This window comes from Nocardia neocaledoniensis (genome assembly GCF_003182135.1).
GTDB classification, from domain to species: domain Bacteria; phylum Actinomycetota; class Actinomycetes; order Mycobacteriales; family Mycobacteriaceae; genus Nocardia; species Nocardia neocaledoniensis.
In genome coordinates this window covers 178,092-199,518 of sequence record NZ_QGTL01000007.1, presented here as the reverse complement: position 1 = coordinate 199,518, position 21,427 = coordinate 178,092, and the positions used below count along the sequence as shown (strand labels likewise).

Sequence of the window (21,427 nt, the reverse complement as noted above, 5' to 3'; positions counted from 1 at the left end):
CTACCGACCGGCCCCAGGCAGCGCCCAGCCCAGCGAGCGAGATCACTCCGCTCAGCGCGAGATCGTGCACTGCCCGGCACACCGAGCCGGACCGCCGGCAGCCGGACTCACAGGGTCAGGCCGACGGTCACCGGCTCCGGTTCGAGGCGCACTCCGAAGCGTTCCTCCACCCCGGCGCGCACCGTGCGCGCCAGCTCGACGAGGTCACTCGCGCACGCGGCGCCGCGATTGGTGAGGGCGAGGGTGTGCTTGGTGGAGAGCCGCGCGGCCGCCTGCTCGCCGGGGAAGCCCTTCGCGAACCCGGCCCGCTCGATCAACCAGCCGGCCGACAACTTCGTGCCGTCGGGCGCGGGGTAGGTCGGCACCGACACCTCGCCGAGGTGCGCGGTGATCGCGGCGAGTACCCTGGGCAGTCGCTCCGCGCTCACCACGGGGTTGGTGAAGAACGAGCCCGCGCTCCAGGTGTCGTGGTCGGCCGGGTCGAGCACCATGCCCTTGCCCGCGCGCAGCCGCAGCACCTCGGCCCGCACCGCGGCGGCCGGGCGGGTCTCGCCGTCGGCGGCGTCGAGCACCCTGGCCAGCTCGCCGTAGCGCAGCGGGGCGCTCTGCCCCGAGGGATCGAGCGCGAATTCGACCGCGAGCACCACCGCGGCGTCGCTGTGCTTGAGCACACTGGTCCGGTAACCGAAGCCGAGTTCGGCCGGTTCCACCCAGCGCACCGCACCGCTCGCGCGGTCGAGCAGCCGCACCCGGCGCAGCAGCGTGGCCACCTCGACGCCGTACGCGCCGACGTTCTGCACCGGCGTGGCCCCCGCCGAGCCGGGGATGCCGGACAGGCACTCGAGCCCGCCGAGACCGGCGGCGACGGTCGCCGCGACCACCTCGTCCCAGACGGCGCCCGCCTCCGCGAGCACGCTGTCGGCGCCGATCTCGACCGCCGTGTTCCCCACCCGCACGACCACGCCGTCGAACCCGGCATCGTCGATGAGCAGGTTCGATCCGCCCGCGATCAGCAACACCCGCACATCCGCCGCGTCCAGCGCCGACACCGTGGCGATCAGCGCCTCGGTGCTGCCGCATTCGGCGACCAGCGCGGGCCCGCCGACCCGCAGCGTCGTCAGTTCGGCCAGACGCACCGATTCCCGCACCACCGCGCCGGTCCCGGCGAGGAGGTCACGCAGCTGATCGGAGGACACCACCCGTGTTGTACGCACGGGTAGAGACGGTAGCGTGTCGCGCATGGCTACACCTCTGGCGTTCACGGCGCGCTACTCCCATTCGGTCGAGGCCGTGCGTGCGGCGTTCGCCGACGAGCAGTACTGGAAGGCTCGGATCGAAGAGGTCGGCGGCCCCGGCGCCCGGCTCGATTCCTTCGCCGCCGACGCCGCCTCGGTGCGCGTGCAGATGGTGCAGTCCATCCCGGCCGACCAGCTGCCGCCCGCCATCACCGCCGTGCGCCCCGGTGACCTGATCATCCCGCGCACCGAGACCTACAGCGGCACCACCGGCACGGTCGAGGCGCACGTCGACGGCGCGCCCGCCAAGGTCACCGCCACCGCCACCATGACCGACGAGGGCACCGGCGCGGTCGTCACCGTCAGCGGCACCATCGAGGTGAAGATCCCGCTGTTCGGCGGCAAGATCGAGGCGGCCATCTCCGAGCACCTGCTGGAGCTGCTCAACAACGAGGCCGCCTTCACCGAGCAGTGGCTCAACCGCTGACGGGTAACGTGTAGGCCCATGGCACGTCGACTTGACTACTCCGCCCGGTATCCGCTGCACACCACCGAAGAGCTGTACGCGGCGCTGCGGAGCAGGGATTACTGGGAGGCTCGCGTCGCCGAGATGCGGAAGTACGCCCCGCACAACGAGGTGATCAGCCACGAGGTGACCGATTCCGGCATCGACGTGGTGCTGGCGCACACCCTGCCGCGGGAGATGCTGCCCGAGATCGCCCAGACGGTGATGCGCAAGGACATGGTCATCACCCGCAAGGAGAGCTGGGGTCGCTTCGACCACGACGAGACCGAGGGCCGCTTCTCCGCGTCCATCCCGGCCGGGCCGGGCAGCCTCAACGGCACCATCCGCCTGTTCCCCACCGAGACCGGCGCCACCATGCGCTTCTCCCCGACCGCCAAGGTGTTCATCCCGATGGTCGGCCCTCGGCTCGAGCAGCTGATGCTGGTGAACCTGGTCGACCTGTTCCGGGCCGAGCAGGAGGAGACCGCGCGGTGGCTCGAGGAAGCCGCCGCGAAGAAGACCGTCTGACGCGGCGCGGTGGAACCTCGCGCCGGCCGCGACACCCCGGTCGGCACGATCACCCGCGGCACGACCGGCGTCAACCGGCTGCGCCGCAGCGACCGCTGGCTCGTCCATGACGAGCTGGTGACCTCGCGCCTGCGCGCGGCCGCCGACCCGCTGGTGGTCGACCTCGGCTACGGCGCCGCGCCGTGGACCACCTTCGAACTCGCCACCCGCCTGCGCACCGTGCGCCCCGACCTGCGGGTGGTCGGCCTGGAGATCGATCCGGCCAGAGTGGTCGAGGGCCGCGACGGCGTGCGCTTCGCCCGCGGCGGCTTCGAACTGGCCGGGCTGCGTCCGGTGCTGGTCCGCGCGTTCAACGTGCTGCGCCAGTACCCGGAGGACGCGGTGCCCGGCGCGTGGTCACGCATCCAGGCCAATCTCGCCCCCGGCGGCCTGCTGGTCGACGGCACCTGCGACGAACTCGGCCGCCGCTGCGCCTGGGTGCTGCTCGACCGGCAGCGCCCGCTCTCGCTGACCCTGGCCTGGGATCCGTTCACCGTCGAGCGGCCCTCCGACATCGCCGAGCGGCTGCCGAAGGTGTTGATCCACCGCAACATTCCGGGCGAGCGCGTGCACGCGCTGCTCACCGCCGCCGATCGCGCGTGGGACCGTTCGGCCGCGCTGGCGCCGTTCGGGCCGCGGGTACGCTGGCGGGACGCTGCGGAGATGTTGCGCGCCAACGGTTTCCCGGTGCGCGAGTACCGGCGCCGGATGCGCGACTGCGTGCTGTCGGTGCCGTGGCAGGTGGTCGCGCCGAACGGCTGGTCAGACGCCGGTTAGCGCCCGGCGTACCCGCTCGGCCGCGCGCGGGGCGAGTTGCTGTCCGCCCCACCAGATCTCGTCGGTGTCGCAGCGGTGGATGGCGACGGCGTCGGCGACCACCTCGTCCAGCGCCGACTGCGAGATCTCGGTCTCGGCCAGATCGAGCACCGTGCGCACCGGCGTGGTGACCAGGAACGGCCCCGCCGATTCCACATCGGGCCCGCCGAGTCTGCGCCGGGTGAGCACCAGCCGCGGCGTCACCGGCGGCCGCCCCGCCGACACCGACAGGTGCAGGAACCGCGGCGCCAGCCTGCCGATCCCGTGCAGCTCCGCGGCGCTCTGATACGACACCGCAGCGGCCCCGTCGAACCAGGCCGCCCACATCGCGTACTCGTCGAGCGGACCGGCCCGCCACCGGGCCAGCCGCATCATCCCGACCCCGGCCCTGGTCACCGATCCGTCCCCCAGCGCGGCCCTGACCTGCGGTTCGCAGCCGGTCCGCAACACCTGACGGGTCGTGAAGAACCCCGCGTGCCGGCCGGCGAGCCGCTGTAGCACCCGCCACCGATGATCCGCCGACCCCTGCACCCGGCGCACACCCTCGCCAGTCATGGATCCAGGCTACGCCGCAGAAAGTGCGTCAGGCCACACTTTGCTGCGAAGGCTTTCAACCCGTCCTCAGAGCAGACACAGAAACGTGCGGAAGAATCCGAACCCATGAGCACGCAGACGCCCCAACGCCCGAAGGTCGGTCGGCGCACGCTGGTGATCGCCGTGGTCGTGGTCGCCGTGCTACTCGTGGCCGCGATCGTGAGTACCGAAGCCTATGCCCGCCACCAGATCTCGCGCTGCATCAGCAGCTCCTTCGAGCAGCAGATGGGCTCGAGCATCGACGTGAGCTTCGGGCCGAAGCCGATGCTGCTCACCTATGTCGACGGCAAGGTCGGCTCCGTACGCATCGAGAGCGAGAACAACCGGTTCGGTCCCGCCGTCGGCATGGACGTGCGGGCCGAGTTCGAGGACATCGAGCTGGTCGACCGCGGACGCGGCGGCGGCACCATCGGCAGCTCCTCGGCCGAGGTCACCTGGAACAACGCCGGCATCCAGCAGACGCTGGGCGGCATGGTCAGCGGCGTGCAGTCCTCGGCCGGCAGCGACGTGCTCACCCTCGACGTGATCGGCGGGCTGGCCCAGCTGCAGGTGCAGCCGATGGTGCGCGGCGGCAATGTGGTCGTGGAGACCAAGTCGGCGCAGCTGCTCGGCATCGGCCTGCCCACCGACCTGGTGCAGGGCATCGTGGAGACCTTCACCCAGAGCCTGCAGAGCTACCCGCTGGGGCTGCGCGCGCAGGAGGTCGAGGTCACCGACGACGGCGTGATCGTCCGGCTCGAAGGCGGCAAGACCCCGCTCGAGACCACCGACACCACCGGTCGGCAGGCCGAGTTCACCTGCTGATGCGGCTATTCGGCGAAGCCGTCGAGCACGGCGGCGGACTTCGACAGCCCGAGCCGGGTGGCGCCCGCCTCGATCATCGCCGCGGCGTCCTCGGCGGTGCGGATGCCGCCGCTGGCCTTGACCCCGAGCCGCCCGCCGACGGTCTGCGCCATCAGCTTCACCGCGTGCACGCTGGCTCCGCCCGCCGGATGGAAGCCGGTGGAGGTCTTCACGAAATCGGCGCCGCCCTGTTCGGCGGCCCGGCACGCGCCGACGATCGCCTGGTCGGTGAGCGCGGCCGACTCGATGATCACCTTGAGCACCGCCCGGTCCTCGACCGCCTCGCGCACGGTGATGACCTCGGTGAGCACCGCGTTGAAGTCACCGGCCAGCGCGGCGCCCACGTCGATCACCATGTCGACCTCGGCGGCGCCCTGATCGACGGCCAGGCGCGCCTCGGCACCCTTGACGAGCGAGTGGTGCTTGCCCGACGGGAACCCGGCGACGGTCGCGACGACCAGCCCCGGCGCCCGCACCGGCAGCATCGACGGCGACACGCAGATCGCGTACACGCCGAGCCGGCGCGCCTCCGCGATCAACGCCTCGACATCGGCCGGAGTGGCCTCCGGAGCCAGCAGGGTGTGGTCGATCATGGCGGCCACATCGGCCCGGGTCAGCGGCGTCGAGACGGTCATGGTCCCGAGCATGACACACCGCGTGCCGCCCGCCGACGCGCAGGCCGCCGGCGAATCGTCGTTGCGCCGCCCTACCCATATCCGGGAGACTTATGCGTGGCGGTTCGCCGACCGCCGCCACAGACACGGAGACGATTGTGCTGATCCGTCGCGAGACCCCAGCGGATGCCGCGGCGATCGCCGCGATCCACCGAGCCGCCTTCGCCCCGCACTACGCCGAGGACGTCTCCATCACCGAACCGCCGGAACCGGCGCTGGTCGAGGCCCTACGCACGGACGAGTCCTGGATGCCGACGCTGTCGCTGGTCGCGCTGGAGTACGACACCGTCGTCGGCCATCTCTGCCTCACCAGGGCGGGCATCGGCCCGTTTCCGGTGCTGGCTCTCGGCCCGCTCGGCGTCGACCCCGACCATCAGAAGACCGGTGTCGGCTCGGCCCTGATGCACGCCGCGCTCGGCGCCGCCGACGCGCTGGACGAGTCGGTGGTCGGGTTGGTGGGCAGCCCCGAGTACTACTCGCGCTTCGGCTTCGTACCGGGCGCCCGGCTCGGCATCGTGCCGGATCAGGCCGACTGGGCCGAGTACTTCCAGGTCCGCGCGCTCACGGCCTACGATCCGGCCGTCACCGGCGAGTTCCGCTACCCGGCGCCGTTCTACGACCTGTAAGCCCTATTCGAAGACGACCGTGCGCCGGCCGTGCACGAGGATGCGGCCCTCGAGGTGCCAGCGCAGGCCACGGGCCAGCACCACGCGCTCGATATCGCGGCCCTGGCGCACCATGTCGCGCACGTCGTCGGCGTGATCCACGCGGATCACGTCCTGCTCCAGGATCGGTCCCGCGTCCAGCTCGGCGGTGACGTAGTGGCAGGTCGCGCCGATCAGCTTCACGCCGCGCGCGTAGGCCTGGTGGTACGGGCGGGCGCCGACGAACGAGGGCAGGAAGCTGTGGTGGATGTTGATGGCCCGGCCTGCCCAGTGCTCGCACAGCTCGGCGGGCAGCACCTGCATGAAGCGGGCGAGGACCACGGCGTGCGGATCGTGGGCGTCGACCAGTTCGCGCACCTGCGCGAAGGCGGGACCGCGTTCGGCCGGGTCCTTCGGGAACGGCACGTAGTGGAACTTCACGCCGTGCGCCTCGGTCATCCCGGCCAGGTCCGGGTGGTTGCCGATGACGGCCTCGATGGTGGCGGGCAGCTCGCCGGCCGCCGCGCGGCCGAGCAGGTCGTGCAGGCAGTGCCCGTCCTTGCTCACCAGCAGCACCGCTCGGCGCGGGGCGCCGGAGTCGTGCAGCTGCCAGTCGGTCTCCGGCCCGAACTCGGCGGCGACCTCGGCGAAGCGGGTGCGCAGCTCGTCGATGCCGAAGGGCACGGTCGAGGCCTTCACCGCCTGCCGGGTGAAGAACCAGCCGGTGTCGCCGTCGGAGTGGTATCCGGCCTCCACGATCGAGCCGCCGAAATCGGCGATGAACGAGGAGATCCTGGCGATGATGCCGGGCCGGTCCGGGCAGCCGAGGGTGAGCACGAACCGGCGGTCATCCGAGGTCAACGGGGCGGAACTCATCCGCCCATCCTCGCAGGCGGCTATGCGAGCGCGCGTGCGGGCTGCCGCACGGCGGCGAGCACCTTGCGCAGTTCGGCGTTGAACAGGTCGAAGCGCTCGACATTGCCGAGGTGCCCGGTCGGCAGCACCTTGAAGCCGGCGAGGGTGCCCGCCTGGCGCAGCAGTTCGGCCAGGCGCTCGGCGTGCACGGCCGGGGTCATGTCGTCGCGGTCACCGGCCAGCACGGTGGTCGGCACGGTGAAGTTGCGCGCGGCATCGCCCAGGTGCAGTTCGGCCAGCAGCAGGCCGTAGCGCGCCCTGGTCATCATCGGACAGCCGCGCACCACCGAGAGCGCGTAGCTCAGCTTCTCCGGCGTGGTGTCCAGCGTCATCACCTGACGGGCGAAGATCCAGCGCACCGGGGCGATCGGCGGGAAGACGACGGGCGTGCCGAGGATGAGCTTGCCCAGCCAGTCGGGCGAGGGCAGCGCGCGACCACGCAGCAGCCGCAGCGGCTTGTTCAGACCGGGCACCATGGTCGAGACCTCGACCAGCGAGTGCGCGCCGGTGTTGGTGAGCAGCACGGCCTCGGCCTGTTCGGCGACGCGTTCGGGGTAGCGGCCCGCCCAGGCGATGAGCGTCATGCCGCCCATGCTGTGGCCGACCAGCACCGCGCGCTGCCCGGGCAGCAGGGCCGCGTCGAGCACGTCGCACAGGTCGTCGGCGAGCAGATCGGTGCTCGGGCGCGCGTAGCCGTTGGTGCTCTCGCCGTGGCCGCGCTGGTCGTAGGCGATGACGCGGTACTCGCCGGCGAAGGCGTTGATCTGGGCGTTCCAGTATTCGATCGAGCAGGTCCAGCCGTGCGCGAACACGATGACCGGCGCGTCGACCGGGCCGTAGGCGTGCACGCGCAGCCGTGCGCCGTCCGCGGTGACCACGGGGATCACCTCGTGGGGGATCGACGGCGGATCGAAGGCCGCCAGGCCATGGGTCCGGGTCCGCAGATCGGCCCGGTGGGCCGCCAGGACCGTTTTCACGGTGGTGGACGCCGAGCCCACCAGTTCGATCAGAGCCGTCGGCAACTTCGCACGCATCGGCACACTCCTTTGTGTTACTGCTAGATACAGTAACACCGTGTACCACTGAACGCGAGACTTACCAGCGCGGGCCGCGCTGCACCTCGTCGATCTTCGGACGCACGTCCGCGAGGTAGACACCGGTCGCGATGATCGCGATGAACGAGGTCAGCATGCCGAACCCGGCGATGCCGAGCAGCAGGAACACCAGCGCGCCACCGAGGATCGCCAGCCAGATCGGCTTGGTCATCTTGTCCACGGCGGTGAACGCCTCCGCCCGCTGGCGCACGGCGTGGATGAGCGCGAACACCGTCGCGCCGAAGGCCGCGACCCACAGGACCAGCAGGATCAGCGACGTCAGACCGTTCACCATATTCACACCCCCATCATACGAACAGCGGCTCCGCACACCAGGGGTGTGCGGAGCCGCTGCCTGCAGGGGGAACTACTTGGCTTATCAGGCCTTCTTCGGCGCTGCCTTCTTGGCGGGGGCCTTCTTGGCCGGGGCCTTCTTGGCGGCGGGGGCCTTGGCGGCCGGAGCCGGGGCGGGCTCCTCGGTCACCGTGACGACCTCGGCGTCGACGACGGCCGCGGCCTGCTCGGCGACAGCCTCGGCCTCGGCCTTGCCACGGCCCAGCAGGTCGTTGACCTTGGCCAGGGCGTCCTCGGCGCGGGCGGAGGCGTCCTTGTACAGGCTCTCCACGCGACCGATCTGCTCGTCGACGGCCTGGTTGGCACGCAGCCGGTCGACGGTCTCCTCACCGCGGACGGCGAGGTCGGCGTAGATGTCGAGGGCCTGGCGGTAGTACTGCTCGGCCAGCTTGCGCAGCTCCTCGGGGGTGAACTTCTCGCGCAGCTCGGCGAGGTCCTCCGGCAGCTCCGACGGCAGCCCGGCGATGCGCTCGCGCAGGGTGTCGAACTGGGCCTGCACGTCGGCGGGCACGTTGGCGAAGCGCTCACGGGCCTCTTCGACGCGGGCCTTGGCATCGGCGGTCGCGACGCGCTCGCGCACATCGGCGACGACCTCGTTCACGGCGGTGTAGATCGCGTCACCGGCGCCGACGGTGGCGAACAGCGGCTTGGTCACGGTAGCGGTCTTCTCGGTCATCAGTCTTCGTTCTCCTGGTGTGGCGGAGTGTCAGTTGTCGTGAACGAAACGTCGCTGTCCCGTTCGATCCCCCCTGAGCCGGCTTCTTCCCCGTTTTCCCGGCGAAACGACTCATAGATTTCCAGCAACACCTGTTTCTGCCGCTCGGTCACCGAAGTGTCAGCGAGCAGGGCGTCCCGGACCGGACTGTGCGGGCGCTGCTCGAGATATCCGGCCCGCACATACAACACCTCCGAGGAAACGCGCAGTGCCTTGGCGATCTGCGCGAGTACTTCGGCGGAGGGGTTGCGCAATCCGCGTTCGATCTGGCTGAGATACGGATTACTCACCCCCGCCAGTGCGGCGAGCTGACGTAAGGACACCTGCGCCGCTTCGCGCTGGGACCTGATGAACCCTCCGATGTCTTGTGCCGCGTGCGCTACACGTCCCTCGGGTTGGTCTGCCATCACTCACCTTCTGGCGGTTGTACGGTCAATACTAAGTCAGGGTGCTAGCAATTGCAAGCACTTCTGTTAGCACAGGTTCGGCTAACGCTCCCAGCTCAGTGGAACAGCAGCTGCGAGATCGTGTAGATGGCCAGGCCCGCGAGCGAGCCGACGACCGTGCCGTTGATCCTGATGAACTGCAGATCGCGACCGACCTGCAGTTCGATCTTCCTACTCGCCTCGTCCGCGTCCCAGCGCGCGACCGTGTCGGTCACCAGGGTCGTGATCTCGGCCGAGTAGTTACCGACCAGATAGCGGGCGCCGCGATCGATCCACCCGTCCACCTTGTTCCGCATGGCCGGGTCGTCGCGCAAGCGTTCACCGAGCTGCTGCACATTCTCGGCCACCTTGCGGCGCAGCGTGGAATCGGGGTCCTCGGCCGACTCGAGAATCAGCCGCTTGGCCGCGCGCCAGGTGGCCTCGGCCATTCCGGTGATCTGCTCGCGGCCCATGATCTCGGCCTTCACCTTTTCGGCCTTGGCGATCATCGCCTCGTCGTGCTGCAGGTCGTCGGCGAAATCCTGCAGGAACCGGTCGGCGGCCTGACGCAATTCGTGATCGGGATTCGACCGCACCTTCCAGGTGAATTCCACCAGTTCCCGGTAGATCCGCTCCGAGAGCAACGTGTTGACGAATTTCGGCGCCCACTGCGGGGCATCGCGCATGACGATCCGGTCGATCGTCTCCTGCGAACCCAGCGCCCATTGATGCGCGCGTTCGGCCAGCAGATCGATCAGCGGCAGCTGCCGGTTGTCGGCGATCAGTTCCGAGAGCACCCGCCCGATCGGCGGGCCCCACAGCGGCTCGGCGATCCGCTTGACGATGGTGTTGTCGATGATCTGCTCGACGTCCTCGTCACGCAGCACCCCGACCACCGCGGTCAGGATGGTCGCGCTCTCCTGCGCGACCCGCGCCGCGTGGCCGGGGTCGGCCATCCACCGGCCGACGCGCAGCGAGATCTGCGCGGACTCGAGCCGGGCCGACACCACGTCGGGCGCGAGGAAGTTGGTGCCGACGAAGGCGCCGAGACTCGAGCCGAGCTGGTCCTTCTTCTTGCGGATGATCGCCGTGTGCGGGATCGGCAGGCCGAGCGGATGCTTGAACAGCGCCGTGACCGCGAACCAGTCGGCGAGCGCGCCGACCATGCCCGCCTCCGACGCGGCGCGCACGTAACCGACCCACTCGCCGCCGCCACCGCGCGACTCGAGCCAGCGGCACAGCAGGTACACCACGCTGGCCACCAGCAGAAACCCGGTAGCCAGCGCTTTCATCTTGAAGAGGTCACGTCGTTTGCCCGCCTCGTCGGTCATGACCGCGAAGCCCGCGGGCTGCGCGGCGGGCTCGGTGCGCGGCGCGAGAACCGCCGTGTTGCCGGGAGCTTTCTCCATAGCCCCCATTCTGCTGTGCGTACCACGACCGCGCCGCCGCGAGTGTGGTAAATGCCGCAACGTCGACCAAACGAGCGCTACCACACAGACACGCGCCTAAGCTGTATGACCAGAGACGCCACATCGATGCCAAGGGGGCTGTTCTGTCCACCGAAGACCTTGTCGAGATCGGCGAGCAGACCGGGCGCGCCGCCGGTGTTCGCGGCGGCGGTCCTGTCGACGGCCGCAAACGGCGGTGGCGGCAGCACAAGATCGACCGGCGCGAGGAGCTGGTCGACGGCACGCTCAACGCGATCCGCGCCCGCGGCAGCCAGGCGGGCATGGACGAGATCGCCACCGAGATCGGCGTGTCCAAGACCGTGCTGTACCGCTACTTCGCCGACAAGAACGACCTGGTGCACGCCACCATGCAGCGGTTCATCGAGACCACGCTGCTGCCCCGCGTGTACGGCGCCATCAGCCTCGACGCCGACGAGTACCAGCTGGTGCGCGCCGCGATGACCGAATACGTGGGCACCGTCGACGACGACCCCGAGGTCTACCGGTTCATCATGAGCAACTCCGCGGGCGACAAGTCCTCGCTCGCCGAGTTCGAACGCCTCTTCGCCGAGGTGGTGACGGCCGTGCTCATCGACCGGGCCGGCGCCAAGGGCGTACGGACCGACGGCGCGATGCTGTGGTCCTACGTGCTGGTCGGCGGTATCCAGCTGGCCACGCACTGGTGGACGACCACCGACAAGGCGATGCCGCGCCAGGACGTCATCGACTACCTCACGATGATGGCGTGGTCGGCGATCGAGGGCATCGCCCGCGCGGGCGGCTCGCCCGAGTATTTCAGCGCCCAGCCGCACGCCCTGCCGGAGATCCCCACCCTGCCGTCCTGACCTGGCACTTCGTCGCCGAGGGTGGAGCCGGGCTCGACATTACCGGCCGGTTGGTTACGCTGAACCGAGTGTGACGCTGTGGCTCGCGTCACCGGGGGCGGCCGCGTGCCGCCGTGCCCGTCGGCACCAACGGAGGTACCTCGATGGCGAAGAACGTGCCGACATCCCGGCTTGCCCGTGGGACGAAGCTGGGGGCGGTGGCGGCTAGCTCGGTGATCCGCTCGAAGAAGACCAGACTGTCCATGCGCGGGCGGTCCGAGGCGGTCCGGGCGAAGATGGCCGAGGAGTCGATGATCCGCACCACCGAACAGGTGGTCATGGTGCTGGGCACCATGAAGGGCGTGGCCATGAAGCTGGGCCAGATGATGTCGGTACTCGATCTGGACCTGGTGCCGCCGGATCATCGCGACCGGTTCCAGCAGCGCCTGGCCGTGCTCCGCAACGCCGCCCCGACGGTGTCGTTCGAGGCAATGCGCGCGGTGATCGAAGAGGACTTCGGCCGACCGCTGGCGGAGGTGTTCGCCGAATTCGATCCCGAGCCGATCGCGGCCGCCTCGATCGGCCAGGTCTACCGGGCCGCGTTGCCCGACGGCCGCGCGGTCGCGGTGAAGGTGCAGTACCCCGGTGTCGACGCCGCGGTCCGCGCCGACCTGAAGAACCTCACCATGTTCCGCCGGGTGCTGGCCTCGGCGATGCCGTGGATCACCCCCGCCGTGCTGGACGAGCTGAAACTGAACATGGAGGCCGAGCTCGACTACGTGGCCGAGGCCGCCACGCAGGCCGAGATCGCCCGGCTCTACCGCGACCACCCGTTCATCGTGGTGCCCGACTCGGTGCCCGAGCTGTCCACCACCCGGGTGCTGGTCACCGAGTTCATCGAGGGCACCGGCTTCGACGAGCTGCGCACACTGCCCGCCGAACAGCGCGACCGCGTCGGCGAGATCATCTACCGGTTCTACGTCGGCTCGCTGTTCACCTTCAACGAGTTCTGCGGTGACCCGCATCCGGGCAATGTGCTGCTCGCCCGCGACGGCCGGGTCGCTTTCCTCGACTTCGGCCTGTTCAACCGCATGGACCCGAAACTGGTGCACTTCGAGATCCTCTGCCTGCGGGCCGCCGCGGAGGACCGCGCGGAAGATCTGCGCCAGTTGATGATCGAACGCGGCGTGATCGACTCCCCGGAGGAGATCGGCGCCGAGGAATGCCTCGAGTACGTGCTCTCCGCCTCGGAATGGTGCCTGGTCGACGAGGTCCTCACCATCACCCCGGAACTGGCCAGCGGCGCGTTCCTGCTCGCCGTCGACCCAAGGGCCAGCGAGTTCACCGGGATGAAGCAGCAGAACCTGCCGCCGGAACACCTGTTCTCCCGCCGGGCCGACTTCCTCACCTTCGGCATGCTCGGCCAGCTCGAATGCACCGCCAACTGGCACCTGATCGCCAGGGAATGGCTCTACGACGAGCCGCCCGTCACCGAACTCGGTCTGGCCCACCGCGATTGGCTCACCACCCACCCGCCGAAACCGGCGAAGAAACCGCGTGCCCGCAAGACGAGCACTCGATGAAAGGCTCCTCGATGCCGCAAGACCGTGAGTTCGACCTGACCCTCTTCGGCGCGACCGGGTTCGTCGGCAAACTCACCGCCGAATACCTGCTCACCGCCGCACCCGCCGACGCGCGGATCGCGCTGGCCGGCCGCTCGGCCGACAAGCTCGCCGCCGTGCGCGCGGAGCTGGGCCCGGCCGCCGCGAACTGGGAGCTGGTGGTAGCCGATTCCACCGATCCGGCCGCGCTGGCGAGGATGGCCGAGCGCACCAAGGTGGTCGTCACCACCGTCGGCCCGTACCTGCGTTACGGCATGCCGCTGGTCGCGGCGTGCGCCGCGGCGGGCACCCACTACGCCGACCTCACCGGCGAACCGCTGTTCATCCACGATGCGATCGAGCAGCACGAGCAGACCGCGATCGATTCCGGCGCCAAGATCGTGAACTCCTGTGGCTACGACTCGATCCCGTCGGACCTGAGCGTCTACGAGCTCTACCGCGCGAGCGTCGCCGACAACACCGGCGAGCTCGAGGACACCACCCTGGTGGCCTACCTCAAGGGCGGAATGAGCGGCGGCACCATCGATTCCGGCCGGGCCATGATGGAGGACGTCGCCGCCGACTCGCGCCGTGGCCGCATCCTGGCGCATCCGTACTCGCTGAGCCCCGACCGCAGCATGGACCCCGACGTGGGCCGCCAGTCCGATCAGGCGCTGGCCAGGGCCGACAGCATCGATCCCAGCCTCGACGGCTGGGTCACCACCTTCATCATGGCCTCGCACAACACCAAGGTCGTGCGCCGCACCAACGGCCTGCTCGGCTGGGCCTACGGCAAGCAGTTCCGCTACCGCGAGGTGATGAACGCGGGCAATTCGGTGGCCGCCCCGCTGGTCGCGGCGGGTATCGCGGGCGGCATCGTGGCCGGGATGGCCTCGGGCGCCGTGCTCTCGCGAGTTCCACTGGGCCGCAAGCTGCTCGACCGCATCCTGCCCAAGCCGGGCACCGGCCCCAGCGAACAGGCCCGCCGCAGCGGCTGGTTCACCATGAAGACCTTCGCGCGCACCAGTTCCGGCGCCAAGTACCAGGCCACGTTCTCCGGCACCGGCGACCCCGGTTACCAGGCGACGGCCGTGCTGCTCGGCCAGAGCGGGCTCTGCCTTGCCTTCGACGAACTCCCCGCGCGCGCAGGCGTGCTCACCCCCGCCTCGGCGATGGGCGAGGCGCTCACCGAGCGGCTGCGCGCCGCCGGGATGACCATCGAGGTCGCGCGGCGGTGAATCTGGCCCGTGTCGCGATGAACGTGCCCGCGGTGGCCGCGGTGTACGAGCATGCCTGGCGACCCACCCTGTTCTACCTCGCGAGCGGCCGCACCACCGGCAGCGACCGCCGCGAGGCCGTCGACACACTGCGCTTGCGCGGCGGCAAGAAGGTGCTCGATCTCGCTTGCGGCCCCGGCAATTTCACCAGGTACCTGAGCGAGTTCCTGACCGGCGACGGTTACGTCACCGGCCTGGACTACTCCGAGCCGATGCTGGCCAAGGCCGTGGCCGACAACGCGGGCCCGCGCGTCGGCTACGTCCGCGGTGACGCGCGCACGCTGCCCTTCGCCGACGGAACCTTCGACGCGGTCTGCTGTTTCGGCGCGCTGTACCTGATCCCCGATCCGATCGCGGCCACCCGCGAGATGATCCGGGTGCTCGCGCCGGGCGGGCGCATCGCCATCACCACCAGCTACCGCGAGGACAACCTGTTCGGCAAGGCGAGCACCGCCGCCGCCGGGCTGAGCGGGCTGCGCCTGTTCGATCGCGACACCTTCCCGAGCCTGTTCGCCGAGGCCGGGCTGATCGAGATCGACCAGCGCGTACACCGTTTCATGCAATACGTCGACGCCACCAAGCCCGCCTGAGCGATCCCCGGGTAGCCCGGCGGTAGCCTTCGCGGCATGGACGCGGTGAATTCGGTAGTCGTCGACATCAACGACGTGTTCTGGAACTGGTTGCTGATCCCGCTGGTGATCGTCGCCGGGTTCTACTTCACGCTGCGCAGCGGTGTCGTGCAGCTGCGGATGCTGCCGGAGATGTTCCGGACGGTCACCGAGAAGGGGAAGACGGCCGCCGACGGCAAGAAGTCGGTGTCGGCGTTCGGCGCGTTCAGCATCTCGGCCGCGGCGCGGGTCGGCACCGGCAACATCGCCGGCGTCGCCACCGCGATCAGCGTCGGCGGGCCGGGCGCGGTGTTCTGGATGTGGGCGATGGCGACCCTCGGCGCGGCCTCGGCGTTCGTCGAGTCCACCCTGGCCCAGCTCTACAAGCGCCCCGAGCACGAACCGGGCACCTTCCGCGGCGGACCCGCCTACTACATGGAGCACGGCCTGCGCCGGCGCTGGCAGGGCCTGACCTTCGCCGTCATCATCACCGTGACGTTCGGTTTCGTCTTCAACGCGGTGCAGTCGAACACGATCATCGCCACCTCGCGCGCCTCGCTCTCCGCGCTGGACGGTGACTGGTTCGCCCCGCTCGTCGGGCTCGGGCTCGTGGTTCTGCTCGGGCTGGTGATCTTCGGCGGGGTGCGCCGGATCAGCCACATCACCGAGGTGCTGGTCCCGGTGATGGCCGGGGTCTACCTGGTGCTCGGGATCGCGGTGGTGGCGCTGAACATCGGCGATCTCCCGCGCGTGGTCGCCGACATCGTCGGCGGCGCGTTCGGGCTGCGCGAGGTGGTCGGCGGCGGCATCGGCACGGCCATCGCGCAGGGCATCCGGCGCGGCATGTTCTCCAACGAGGCGGGGCTCGGTTCCTCGCCGAACGCCGCCGCCTCCGCCGATGTCTCGCACCCGGTCAAGCAGGGGCTCGTGCAGTCGCTCGGCGTATACTTCGACACCCTGCTGATCTGCTCGATCACCGCGTTCATCATCCTGACCAGCGATCCCGACCTGTCCGAACGGCGCAGCGCCGACCTCACCCAGACCGCGCTGCGCACCGAACTCGGCAGCTGGGCGGGCCACGTGCTCACCGCGGTGGTGTTCATGCTCGCGTTCAGCTCGATGATCGGCAATTTCTACTACGGCCGCGCCAACATCGAGTTCATCACCGACAAACCGCAGGCGCTCACCGCGTTCCGGGTGCTGGTGCTGGTAGCCGTGTTCGGCGGCGCGCTCGGGTCGGTGGCGCTCATCTGGAACCTGGCCGATGTGTTCATGGGCGTGATGGCGCTGGTGAATCTGGCCGCGATCATCCCACTCGGCGCCGTCGCGTTCCGGCTGCTCGCCGACTACCGCGCGCAGAAGGCCACCGGTGCGGACCCGGTCTACGTGCACCGGGCCGAGATCGCCGATCCGGCCGGGGTGGCGTGCTGGCAGGCAACGATTCCGTCGAGCTTGCCGGTCGATCGCACCCGCTAGTGGTAGGCATGGGAAATGGCGAAACACTGGGCCGAACCGGTCACCTCCGTACTGCGCGCCGACGGTCAGCGCGTCGTCGACCTCGACCCGTCGACCACCCCCGGTTTCACCGGTGACAAGCAGCTGGGCAAGAAGCTGCTCGTCGAGCGCGGCCTGGTGCTCTCGGACCTGCAGGAGCGGTTGTTCGCGAACGGCCGCACCGGCGATCGGCGCAGTGTGCTGCTGGTGCTGCAGGGCATGGACACCGCGGGCAAGGGCGGCATCGTGCGCCACGTCATCGGCTCGGTCGACCCGCAGGGCGTCGACCACGCGTCCTTCGGCGTGCCGACCGAGGAGGAGAAGCAGCACGATTTCCTCTGGCGCATCCGCAAGCGGCTGCCGGTGCCGGGTCAGATCGGCGTCTTCGACCGCTCGCACTACGAGGACGTGCTGGTGGTCCGGGTGCACAACCTCGTACCGCCGTCGGAGTGGGAGAAGCGCTACGGCCTGATCAACACGTTCGAACGCGAGGTCGCCGACGCGGGCACGACGATCATCAAGGTGGCCATGTTCGTCTCCCTCGACGAGCAGAAGCGCAGGTTGCGCGAGCGACTGGAACGCCCCGACAAGCACTGGAAGTTCAATCCCACCGACATCACCGAGCGCGCCCACTGGCCCGAATACCAGAAGGCGTACCAGGTGCTGCTCGACCGCACGAACACCGACTACGCGCCCTGGTACGTGCTGCCCGCCGACAGCAAGTGGTACGCGCGCCTGGCCGTCACCGAACTGCTGATCGACGCGCTGACCGGGCTCGATCTCGACTGGCCGAAGGCCGATTTCGATGTCGCCGAGCAACTGCGCCGACTCGACGAGTCCTGATCTCGATCGTTGAAGAAACTCTCAGGTTCGGCCCGCATGATGTCCGAGGTGGGGAGACTACGAGCGAAAGGCGTGTGACAACGGTGAGCACCGGGAAGCAGAACCCACTGGCCGCGGCCGAGGCGGCCGACAAGCGGCGCAAGATCGCGATCCAGATCGGCGTGGCCGGTGTGCTGGTCGCGCTGGTCGCCGCGATCGGCGTCGGGATCGCGGTCAACCGCTCCGACGACGATTCGTCGGGGTCGAGTTCGGTGGCGCAGCTTCCCGCGACGGGCGGCTCGGTGACCGAGACCGGCACGGTCCGCATCGGCGATCCGAACGCGAAGGTGAAGGTCCGCGTCGTCGCCGACCTGCAGTGCCCGGCCTGCAAGCAGTTCGAGGCCGCCAACGGCGAGGCGCTGGCGAAGGCCGCCGCCGACGGCACCGCGGTCGTCGAGTACCAGGTCATCTCGTTCCTGGACAAGGCGTCGACGAACCAGTACTCCTCGCGGGCGGCCAACGCGTCGTTCTGTGTCGCGAAGTCGGATCCGAGCAAGTACCAGACCTGGCTGCAGACCATGTTCGCCAAGCAGCCCGCCGAGGGCGGCGCCGGCCTGTCCAACGAGCAGCTCGTGCAGATCGCGACCGAGGTCGGCTACACCGATCCGGCCGTGGCCACCTGCATCAACGACAAGCCGTACAACGACTACATCACCCAGGTCACCCAGCAGACGCTGAGCAGCGGTGTCGAGTCCACGCCGTCGGTGTTCATCAACGGCCAGCTCAACCAGACCGACGCGATCTTCACCAAGGACGGCCTGGCGTCCGTGATCGCCGACGCGGCGAAGTGATCACCGCCCCCGCCCGCTCGGCGTGGCTGCTGCTGATCGCCGGGTTGGCGGGGTGGCTGGCGTCGTTCACGCTCACCGTCGAACGGTTCAAGCTGTTCGTCGACCCGAATTACGTCACCTCGTGCAGTATCAACTCGGTGCTGTCGTGCGGGTCGATCATGAAGACCGACCAGGCGGCGGTGTTCGGTTTCCCCAATCCGCTGTTCGGCATCGTCGGTTTCTCCGTGGTGGTGACGCTCGGCGTGCTCGCCGTCGTCAACGTCGGTTTCCCGCGCTGGATCTGGGGCGGGTTGTGGATCGGGACCGTGCTCGGTGTCGCCGCGATCTGCTGGCTGATCTTCCAGAGCCTGTACCGGATCAACGCCCTCTGCCCGTACTGCATGGTGGTGTGGGCGGCGACCCCGATCCTGTTCGCGGTCACCACCCAGGAGACCTGGGGCCGTTCCCGCGGCATCATGGGCATCCTCGCCGAATGGCGCTGGACCCTGGTCGTGGTGTTCTACGCGATCGTCCTGCTGCTCGTCTTCCTGAAGTTCCAGGACTACTGGCTCTCGCTGGTCTAGTTGGGCGTGCCCCGGGCGAGTACCACCTCGACCACGCGGGTGGTGCCGTCGGGGGCGATGATGTCTAGCCGGATCCGGTCGGCGGGTCGGCGCATGTTGATGGCGGCGCTGAGGGCCTTCGCGGTGGTGATCGCGACGCCGTCGACGGCGGTGATCACGTCGCCGGTGGTGATCCCCGCCGCGCGGGCGGGCTGACCGTAGAGTGCCCAGCTCACCTCGGCGCCCGCGGGCCGCGCGTCCACGATCTGCACGCCGAGCGTGGCGGTCGGGCCGATGTGCACGGTCTCGGTGGGCACGCCGGAGCGGATCTGGGTGACGATCCGCATGGCGGTGTCGATGGGCACGGCGTAGCCGGTGGCCGGGGTCTCGCGCTGGCGAGTCTGGCCCCGCTCCCCCGAGGCCGCGGTGATCACGCCGACCACGGCGCCCCCGCCGTCGACCAGCGCGCCACCGGACTGCCCACCCACCACCGGCGCGGCGATCTGCACCATCCCGCGCAGCGACTTCCGCGACATGTCGGCCGAGTTCATGGCGACGATGCTCGCGTCCAGGTCGGTGATCGGCCCGGCGACCGCGGTCGGCGCGCCGCCGTCACCGCCCGCGTCACCGATGGCCAGCACGTCCTGCCTGATCCGCAGCTCGGACGAGGTGCCGAGCCGGGCCGTCGGCAAACCGCTCGCGCCCGCCAGCGACAGCAGGGCGATGTCCGCGGTCGAGTCGTAGCCGAGCACGGTGGCCGGGTAGACCGCGCCGTTGCCGATATCGGTCACCGAGACCTCGTCGGCGCCCTTGATCACGTGATGGCTGGTCAGGATCTGCCCGTCGGCGGTGAGCACGATCCCCGAGCCCGCGGCGTCGGCTCCGAACAGCGTGGCGTCGACGGAGATGTTGACCAGCGCGGGCTCCACCTGTGCCGCGACCAGCACCGGATCGAGCGGAACCGGCGGCGGTGGCTCGGCCACGGCGAGATACTCCTCGGCCCGCGGCTGCCACGGCAGCACCAGCTCGCCGCGGTACCCCAGGAACGCGCACACGCCGATCAGCGCGACGACGAGCGTCACGAACACCCGACCCACAGCGTGCACGCGCCAGTCCTCTCTCGCGAGCCGACTCCTCCATTGTGACCCGGAATCCGGGCGGTCCGGTCTCGATCCGGGCGTGCCGGTTGGCAAACGACGCATGCGACGGTAGGCATGACTCCATGAGCACCGCTGCCGCCTACGCCCTCCCCGCCGCCGACGGGTCCTTCGAGAAGGTCACCATCGAGCGCAGGGACCTCGGTCCCGACGATGTCCTGATCGACATCAAGTACGCGGGGATCTGTCATTCCGACATCCACACCGCGCGCGACGAGTGGGGCGGCGCGAAGTACCCGTGCGTGCCCGGTCACGAGATCGCGGGCATCGTCGCGGCCGTCGGGTCGAACGTGCGCAAGTACCAGGTCGGCGACCGGGTCGGCGTCGGCTGCCTGGTCGATTCGTGCGGCAAGTGCGTGCCCTGTCTGGCCGGTGAGGAGCAGTACTGCACCAGGGGCGCCACCTGGACCTACAACAATCCGGTCCCCGAATCCGTGCAACCCGGCGGGTACACGATGGGCGGCTACTCCACCCAGATCGTGGTGACCGAGAGCTTCGTCGTCGCCATTCCCGAGGGCATCGGCCTCGATGTCGCCGCGCCCCTGCTGTGCGCCGGCATCACCCTGTACTCGCCGCTGCGGCACTGGAACGCCGGGCCGGGCAAGAAGGTCGCCATCATCGGCATGGGCGGGCTCGGGCACGTGGGGGTGAAGATCGCGGCCGCGCTCGGCGCCGAGGTCACCGTGCTCAGCCAGTCGCTGCGCAAGCGCGACGACGGCCTGCGGATGGGCGCGCACCACTACTACGCCACCAGCGACAAGGAGACCTTCCGGCAGCTGCGCGGCTCGTTCGACCTGATCATCAACACCGTCTCGGCCAACCTGCCGATCGACAACTACCTGCGCCTGCTCGCCCTGGACGGCACCCTGGTGATCCTGGGCCTGCCCGATCAGCCGCTCAGCGTCACCGGCCGCCACCTGGCCGCGTTCCGGCGGTCGCTGGCCGGTTCGATGATCGGCGGCGTCGCGCAGACCCAGGAGATGCTGAACTTCTGCGCCGCCAACGGCATCGGCGCCGAGATCGAGCTCATCTCGGCCGACGAGATCGATGCCGCCTACGACCGGGTCGTCGCCAGCGACGTCCAATACCGCTTCGTCATCGACACCGCCACGATCTAGCCCTCGGCGGGCGGACGGCCCGCGCCGCGCTCGGCTTCGAGCACGTCGGCCAGGGCCGCCCGTTCCGCCTGGTGCCTGGCCAGCAGGTCGGCGCTGAAGGCGGTCCAGGCCGCGTCCTGCTCCGCCGTCATCCGCGCGTCGTCGACTTCGAACTCGATTTCGGGATGCAGGTCGGTGAACCGCGCGAAGAGGCGGCCCATCTCGATGCTGTGCGTGCGGTTGAGCGCGATGCGGCGCGGGTCCATGGCTGGTCCTTCCGTCGCCGCCAACGATAGGCATGATCGTGCGCGCCGCAAGGCCTTCG

General features: G+C 69.6%; 26 protein-coding genes. 14 read left to right on the top strand and 12 right to left on the bottom strand.

Features of this window, described 5'->3' with window-relative positions:
* Window positions 1-107: 107 nt before the first annotated feature.
* Window positions 108-1,196, bottom strand: a complete 1,089-nt coding sequence (locus DFR69_RS20225) for a UDP-N-acetylmuramate dehydrogenase (RefSeq protein WP_373866999.1) — start codon at window positions 1,194-1,196, stop codon at window positions 108-110.
* Window positions 1,197-1,239: 43 nt separating this feature from the next.
* On the opposite strand from DFR69_RS20225, the gene DFR69_RS20220 reads away from it, so the two are divergent.
* From DFR69_RS20220 to DFR69_RS20210, 3 genes are read left to right on the top strand one after another with little or no spacing between them, the layout of a single operon-like run.
* Window positions 1,240-1,722: a DUF2505 domain-containing protein gene (locus DFR69_RS20220; protein ID WP_110039153.1), complete on the top strand. Its 483-nt coding sequence runs from the start codon at window positions 1,240-1,242 to the stop codon at window positions 1,720-1,722.
* Between the two features lie 18 nt (window positions 1,723-1,740).
* A complete protein-coding gene (locus DFR69_RS20215; protein ID WP_110039152.1) occupies window positions 1,741-2,268 on the top strand; it encodes a DUF2505 domain-containing protein in 528 nt (175 codons plus the stop codon).
* A gap of 9 nt (window positions 2,269-2,277) precedes the next feature.
* Complete coding sequence (locus DFR69_RS20210; protein ID WP_110039151.1) at window positions 2,278-3,084, top strand: class I SAM-dependent methyltransferase; 807 nt, start codon at window positions 2,278-2,280, stop codon at window positions 3,082-3,084.
* Here DFR69_RS20210 and DFR69_RS20205 read toward each other — a convergent pair.
* A complete protein-coding gene (locus DFR69_RS20205) occupies window positions 3,070-3,678 on the bottom strand; it encodes a hypothetical protein (RefSeq protein WP_110039150.1) in 609 nt (202 codons plus the stop codon). The two genes, DFR69_RS20210 and DFR69_RS20205, sit on opposite strands and share 15 nt — an antisense overlap.
* A gap of 105 nt (window positions 3,679-3,783) precedes the next feature.
* Between DFR69_RS20205 and DFR69_RS20200 the strand changes: the two genes are divergently transcribed.
* Window positions 3,784-4,521 (top strand): LmeA family phospholipid-binding protein, encoded by a 738-nt coding sequence (locus DFR69_RS20200; protein WP_167456340.1) that lies wholly within the window; start codon window positions 3,784-3,786, stop codon window positions 4,519-4,521.
* 5 nt (window positions 4,522-4,526) lie between these two features.
* Here the strand turns inward: DFR69_RS20200 and deoC are convergent, their stop codons facing one another.
* Window positions 4,527-5,195: a deoxyribose-phosphate aldolase gene (gene deoC / locus DFR69_RS20195; protein WP_110039343.1), complete on the bottom strand. Its 669-nt coding sequence runs from the start codon at window positions 5,193-5,195 to the stop codon at window positions 4,527-4,529.
* A 137-nt stretch (window positions 5,196-5,332) separates the two neighbouring features.
* On the opposite strand from deoC, the gene DFR69_RS20190 reads away from it, so the two are divergent.
* On the top strand, window positions 5,333-5,860 hold the full coding sequence (locus DFR69_RS20190) for a GNAT family N-acetyltransferase (protein ID WP_110039342.1): 528 nt from the start codon (window positions 5,333-5,335) through the stop codon (window positions 5,858-5,860).
* A gap of 3 nt (window positions 5,861-5,863) precedes the next feature.
* Here DFR69_RS20190 and purU read toward each other — a convergent pair whose 3' ends face one another.
* From purU to DFR69_RS20160, 6 genes are all read right to left on the bottom strand, one after another.
* Complete coding sequence (purU, locus tag DFR69_RS20185; protein ID WP_110039149.1) at window positions 5,864-6,754, bottom strand: formyltetrahydrofolate deformylase; 891 nt, start codon at window positions 6,752-6,754, stop codon at window positions 5,864-5,866.
* Between the two features lie 20 nt (window positions 6,755-6,774).
* Window positions 6,775-7,827 (bottom strand): alpha/beta fold hydrolase, encoded by a 1,053-nt coding sequence (locus DFR69_RS20180; RefSeq protein ID WP_167456339.1) that lies wholly within the window; start codon window positions 7,825-7,827, stop codon window positions 6,775-6,777.
* A gap of 61 nt (window positions 7,828-7,888) precedes the next feature.
* The gene (locus DFR69_RS20175) at window positions 7,889-8,182 is read right to left on the bottom strand and encodes a DUF2516 family protein (protein ID WP_186817325.1); all 294 of its coding nucleotides are present in this window, start codon (window positions 8,180-8,182) and stop codon (window positions 7,889-7,891) included.
* Between the two features lie 84 nt (window positions 8,183-8,266).
* The gene (locus DFR69_RS20170; protein ID WP_110039147.1) at window positions 8,267-8,917 is read right to left on the bottom strand and encodes a heparin-binding hemagglutinin; all 651 of its coding nucleotides are present in this window, start codon (window positions 8,915-8,917) and stop codon (window positions 8,267-8,269) included.
* On the bottom strand, window positions 8,917-9,363 hold the full coding sequence (locus DFR69_RS20165) for a helix-turn-helix domain-containing protein (protein ID WP_110039146.1): 447 nt from the start codon (window positions 9,361-9,363) through the stop codon (window positions 8,917-8,919). Before DFR69_RS20165 ends, DFR69_RS20170 begins: the two co-directional genes overlap by 1 nt.
* Window positions 9,364-9,458: 95 nt before the next feature.
* Window positions 9,459-10,790: a DUF445 domain-containing protein gene (locus tag DFR69_RS20160; RefSeq protein WP_373866997.1), complete on the bottom strand. Its 1,332-nt coding sequence runs from the start codon at window positions 10,788-10,790 to the stop codon at window positions 9,459-9,461.
* 167 nt (window positions 10,791-10,957) lie between these two features.
* Here DFR69_RS20160 and DFR69_RS20155 point away from each other — a divergent pair, with 167 nt between their 5' ends.
* Window positions 10,958-11,674 (top strand): TetR/AcrR family transcriptional regulator, encoded by a 717-nt coding sequence (locus DFR69_RS20155; protein WP_110039339.1) that lies wholly within the window; start codon window positions 10,958-10,960, stop codon window positions 11,672-11,674.
* 88 nt (window positions 11,675-11,762) lie between these two features.
* Here the strand turns inward: DFR69_RS20155 and DFR69_RS35320 are convergent, their stop codons facing one another.
* Window positions 11,763-11,993, bottom strand: coding sequence for a hypothetical protein (locus DFR69_RS35320; protein WP_233000983.1), 231 nt, complete (start codon window positions 11,991-11,993; stop codon window positions 11,763-11,765).
* On the opposite strand from DFR69_RS35320, the gene DFR69_RS20150 reads away from it, so the two are divergent.
* The 7 genes from DFR69_RS20150 (at window position 11,965) to DFR69_RS20120 (ending at window position 18,869) form a co-directional block, all read left to right on the top strand.
* Window positions 11,965-13,236 (top strand): ABC1 kinase family protein, encoded by a 1,272-nt coding sequence (locus tag DFR69_RS20150; RefSeq protein WP_244198366.1) that lies wholly within the window; start codon window positions 11,965-11,967, stop codon window positions 13,234-13,236. The genes DFR69_RS35320 and DFR69_RS20150 overlap by 29 nt on opposite strands.
* An 11-nt stretch (window positions 13,237-13,247) precedes the next feature.
* Window positions 13,248-14,492 (top strand): saccharopine dehydrogenase family protein, encoded by a 1,245-nt coding sequence (locus tag DFR69_RS20145; RefSeq protein WP_110039144.1) that lies wholly within the window; start codon window positions 13,248-13,250, stop codon window positions 14,490-14,492.
* Window positions 14,489-15,121, top strand: a complete 633-nt coding sequence (locus DFR69_RS20140; protein ID WP_110039143.1) for a class I SAM-dependent methyltransferase — start codon at window positions 14,489-14,491, stop codon at window positions 15,119-15,121. The genes DFR69_RS20145 and DFR69_RS20140 overlap by 4 nt, the downstream gene beginning before the upstream one ends.
* A gap of 36 nt (window positions 15,122-15,157) precedes the next feature.
* Complete coding sequence (locus DFR69_RS20135; RefSeq protein ID WP_110039142.1) at window positions 15,158-16,615, top strand: alanine/glycine:cation symporter family protein; 1,458 nt, start codon at window positions 15,158-15,160, stop codon at window positions 16,613-16,615.
* Between the two features lie 15 nt (window positions 16,616-16,630).
* On the top strand, window positions 16,631-17,476 hold the full coding sequence (locus tag DFR69_RS20130) for a PPK2 family polyphosphate kinase (protein WP_110039141.1): 846 nt from the start codon (window positions 16,631-16,633) through the stop codon (window positions 17,474-17,476).
* Between the two features lie 83 nt (window positions 17,477-17,559).
* On the top strand, window positions 17,560-18,306 hold the full coding sequence (locus tag DFR69_RS20125) for a DsbA family protein (protein WP_244198365.1): 747 nt from the start codon (window positions 17,560-17,562) through the stop codon (window positions 18,304-18,306).
* Window positions 18,303-18,869, top strand: a complete 567-nt coding sequence (locus DFR69_RS20120) for a vitamin K epoxide reductase family protein (RefSeq protein ID WP_110039139.1) — start codon at window positions 18,303-18,305, stop codon at window positions 18,867-18,869. Before DFR69_RS20125 ends, DFR69_RS20120 begins: the two co-directional genes overlap by 4 nt.
* Here the strand turns inward: DFR69_RS20120 and DFR69_RS20115 are convergent.
* Complete coding sequence (locus DFR69_RS20115) at window positions 18,866-19,954, bottom strand: S1C family serine protease (RefSeq protein WP_244198364.1); 1,089 nt, start codon at window positions 19,952-19,954, stop codon at window positions 18,866-18,868. The genes DFR69_RS20120 and DFR69_RS20115 overlap by 4 nt on opposite strands.
* 116 nt (window positions 19,955-20,070) lie before the next feature.
* Here DFR69_RS20115 and DFR69_RS20110 point away from each other — a divergent pair, with 116 nt between their 5' ends.
* Complete coding sequence (locus DFR69_RS20110; protein ID WP_110039138.1) at window positions 20,071-21,123, top strand: NAD(P)-dependent alcohol dehydrogenase; 1,053 nt, start codon at window positions 20,071-20,073, stop codon at window positions 21,121-21,123.
* Here DFR69_RS20110 and DFR69_RS20105 read toward each other — a convergent pair.
* Window positions 21,120-21,368 carry a hypothetical protein gene (locus DFR69_RS20105; protein ID WP_110039137.1) on the bottom strand — a complete coding sequence of 83 codons (249 nt, stop codon included), beginning with the start codon at window positions 21,366-21,368 and terminating at the stop codon, window positions 21,120-21,122. The genes DFR69_RS20110 and DFR69_RS20105 overlap by 4 nt on opposite strands.
* Window positions 21,369-21,427: the final 59 nt, after the last annotated feature.

Excerpts from the sequence above, each read along its gene's own strand:
- DFR69_RS20220 (WP_110039153.1), top strand. The coding sequence starts at position 1,240 with ATGGCTACACCTCTGGCGTTCACGGCGCGCTACTCCCATTCGGTCGAG.
- DFR69_RS20215 (WP_110039152.1), top strand. The coding sequence starts at position 1,741 with ATGGCACGTCGACTTGACTACTCCGCCCGGTATCCGCTGCACACCACC.
- DFR69_RS20205 (WP_110039150.1), bottom strand. The coding sequence starts at position 3,678 with ATGACTGGCGAGGGTGTGCGCCGGGTGCAGGGGTCGGCGGATCATCGG.
- DFR69_RS20200 (WP_167456340.1), top strand. The coding sequence starts at position 3,784 with ATGAGCACGCAGACGCCCCAACGCCCGAAGGTCGGTCGGCGCACGCTG.
- deoC (WP_110039343.1), bottom strand. The coding sequence starts at position 5,195 with ATGACCGTCTCGACGCCGCTGACCCGGGCCGATGTGGCCGCCATGATC.
- purU (WP_110039149.1), bottom strand. The coding sequence starts at position 6,754 with ATGAGTTCCGCCCCGTTGACCTCGGATGACCGCCGGTTCGTGCTCACC.
- DFR69_RS20180 (WP_167456339.1), bottom strand. The coding sequence starts at position 7,827 with ATGCGTGCGAAGTTGCCGACGGCTCTGATCGAACTGGTGGGCTCGGCG.
- DFR69_RS20175 (WP_186817325.1), bottom strand. The coding sequence starts at position 8,182 with ATGGTGAACGGTCTGACGTCGCTGATCCTGCTGGTCCTGTGGGTCGCG.
- DFR69_RS20170 (WP_110039147.1), bottom strand. The coding sequence starts at position 8,917 with ATGACCGAGAAGACCGCTACCGTGACCAAGCCGCTGTTCGCCACCGTC.
- DFR69_RS20165 (WP_110039146.1), bottom strand. The coding sequence starts at position 9,363 with ATGGCAGACCAACCCGAGGGACGTGTAGCGCACGCGGCACAAGACATC.
- DFR69_RS20160 (WP_373866997.1), bottom strand. The coding sequence starts at position 10,790 with ATGGAGAAAGCTCCCGGCAACACGGCGGTTCTCGCGCCGCGCACCGAG.
- DFR69_RS20150 (WP_244198366.1), top strand. The coding sequence starts at position 11,965 with ATGATCCGCACCACCGAACAGGTGGTCATGGTGCTGGGCACCATGAAG.
- DFR69_RS35320 (WP_233000983.1), bottom strand. The coding sequence starts at position 11,993 with ATGACCACCTGTTCGGTGGTGCGGATCATCGACTCCTCGGCCATCTTC.
- DFR69_RS20145 (WP_110039144.1), top strand. The coding sequence starts at position 13,248 with ATGCCGCAAGACCGTGAGTTCGACCTGACCCTCTTCGGCGCGACCGGG.
- DFR69_RS20135 (WP_110039142.1), top strand. The coding sequence starts at position 15,158 with ATGGACGCGGTGAATTCGGTAGTCGTCGACATCAACGACGTGTTCTGG.
- DFR69_RS20130 (WP_110039141.1), top strand. The coding sequence starts at position 16,631 with ATGGCGAAACACTGGGCCGAACCGGTCACCTCCGTACTGCGCGCCGAC.
- DFR69_RS20110 (WP_110039138.1), top strand. The coding sequence starts at position 20,071 with ATGAGCACCGCTGCCGCCTACGCCCTCCCCGCCGCCGACGGGTCCTTC.
- DFR69_RS20105 (WP_110039137.1), bottom strand. The coding sequence starts at position 21,368 with ATGGACCCGCGCCGCATCGCGCTCAACCGCACGCACAGCATCGAGATG.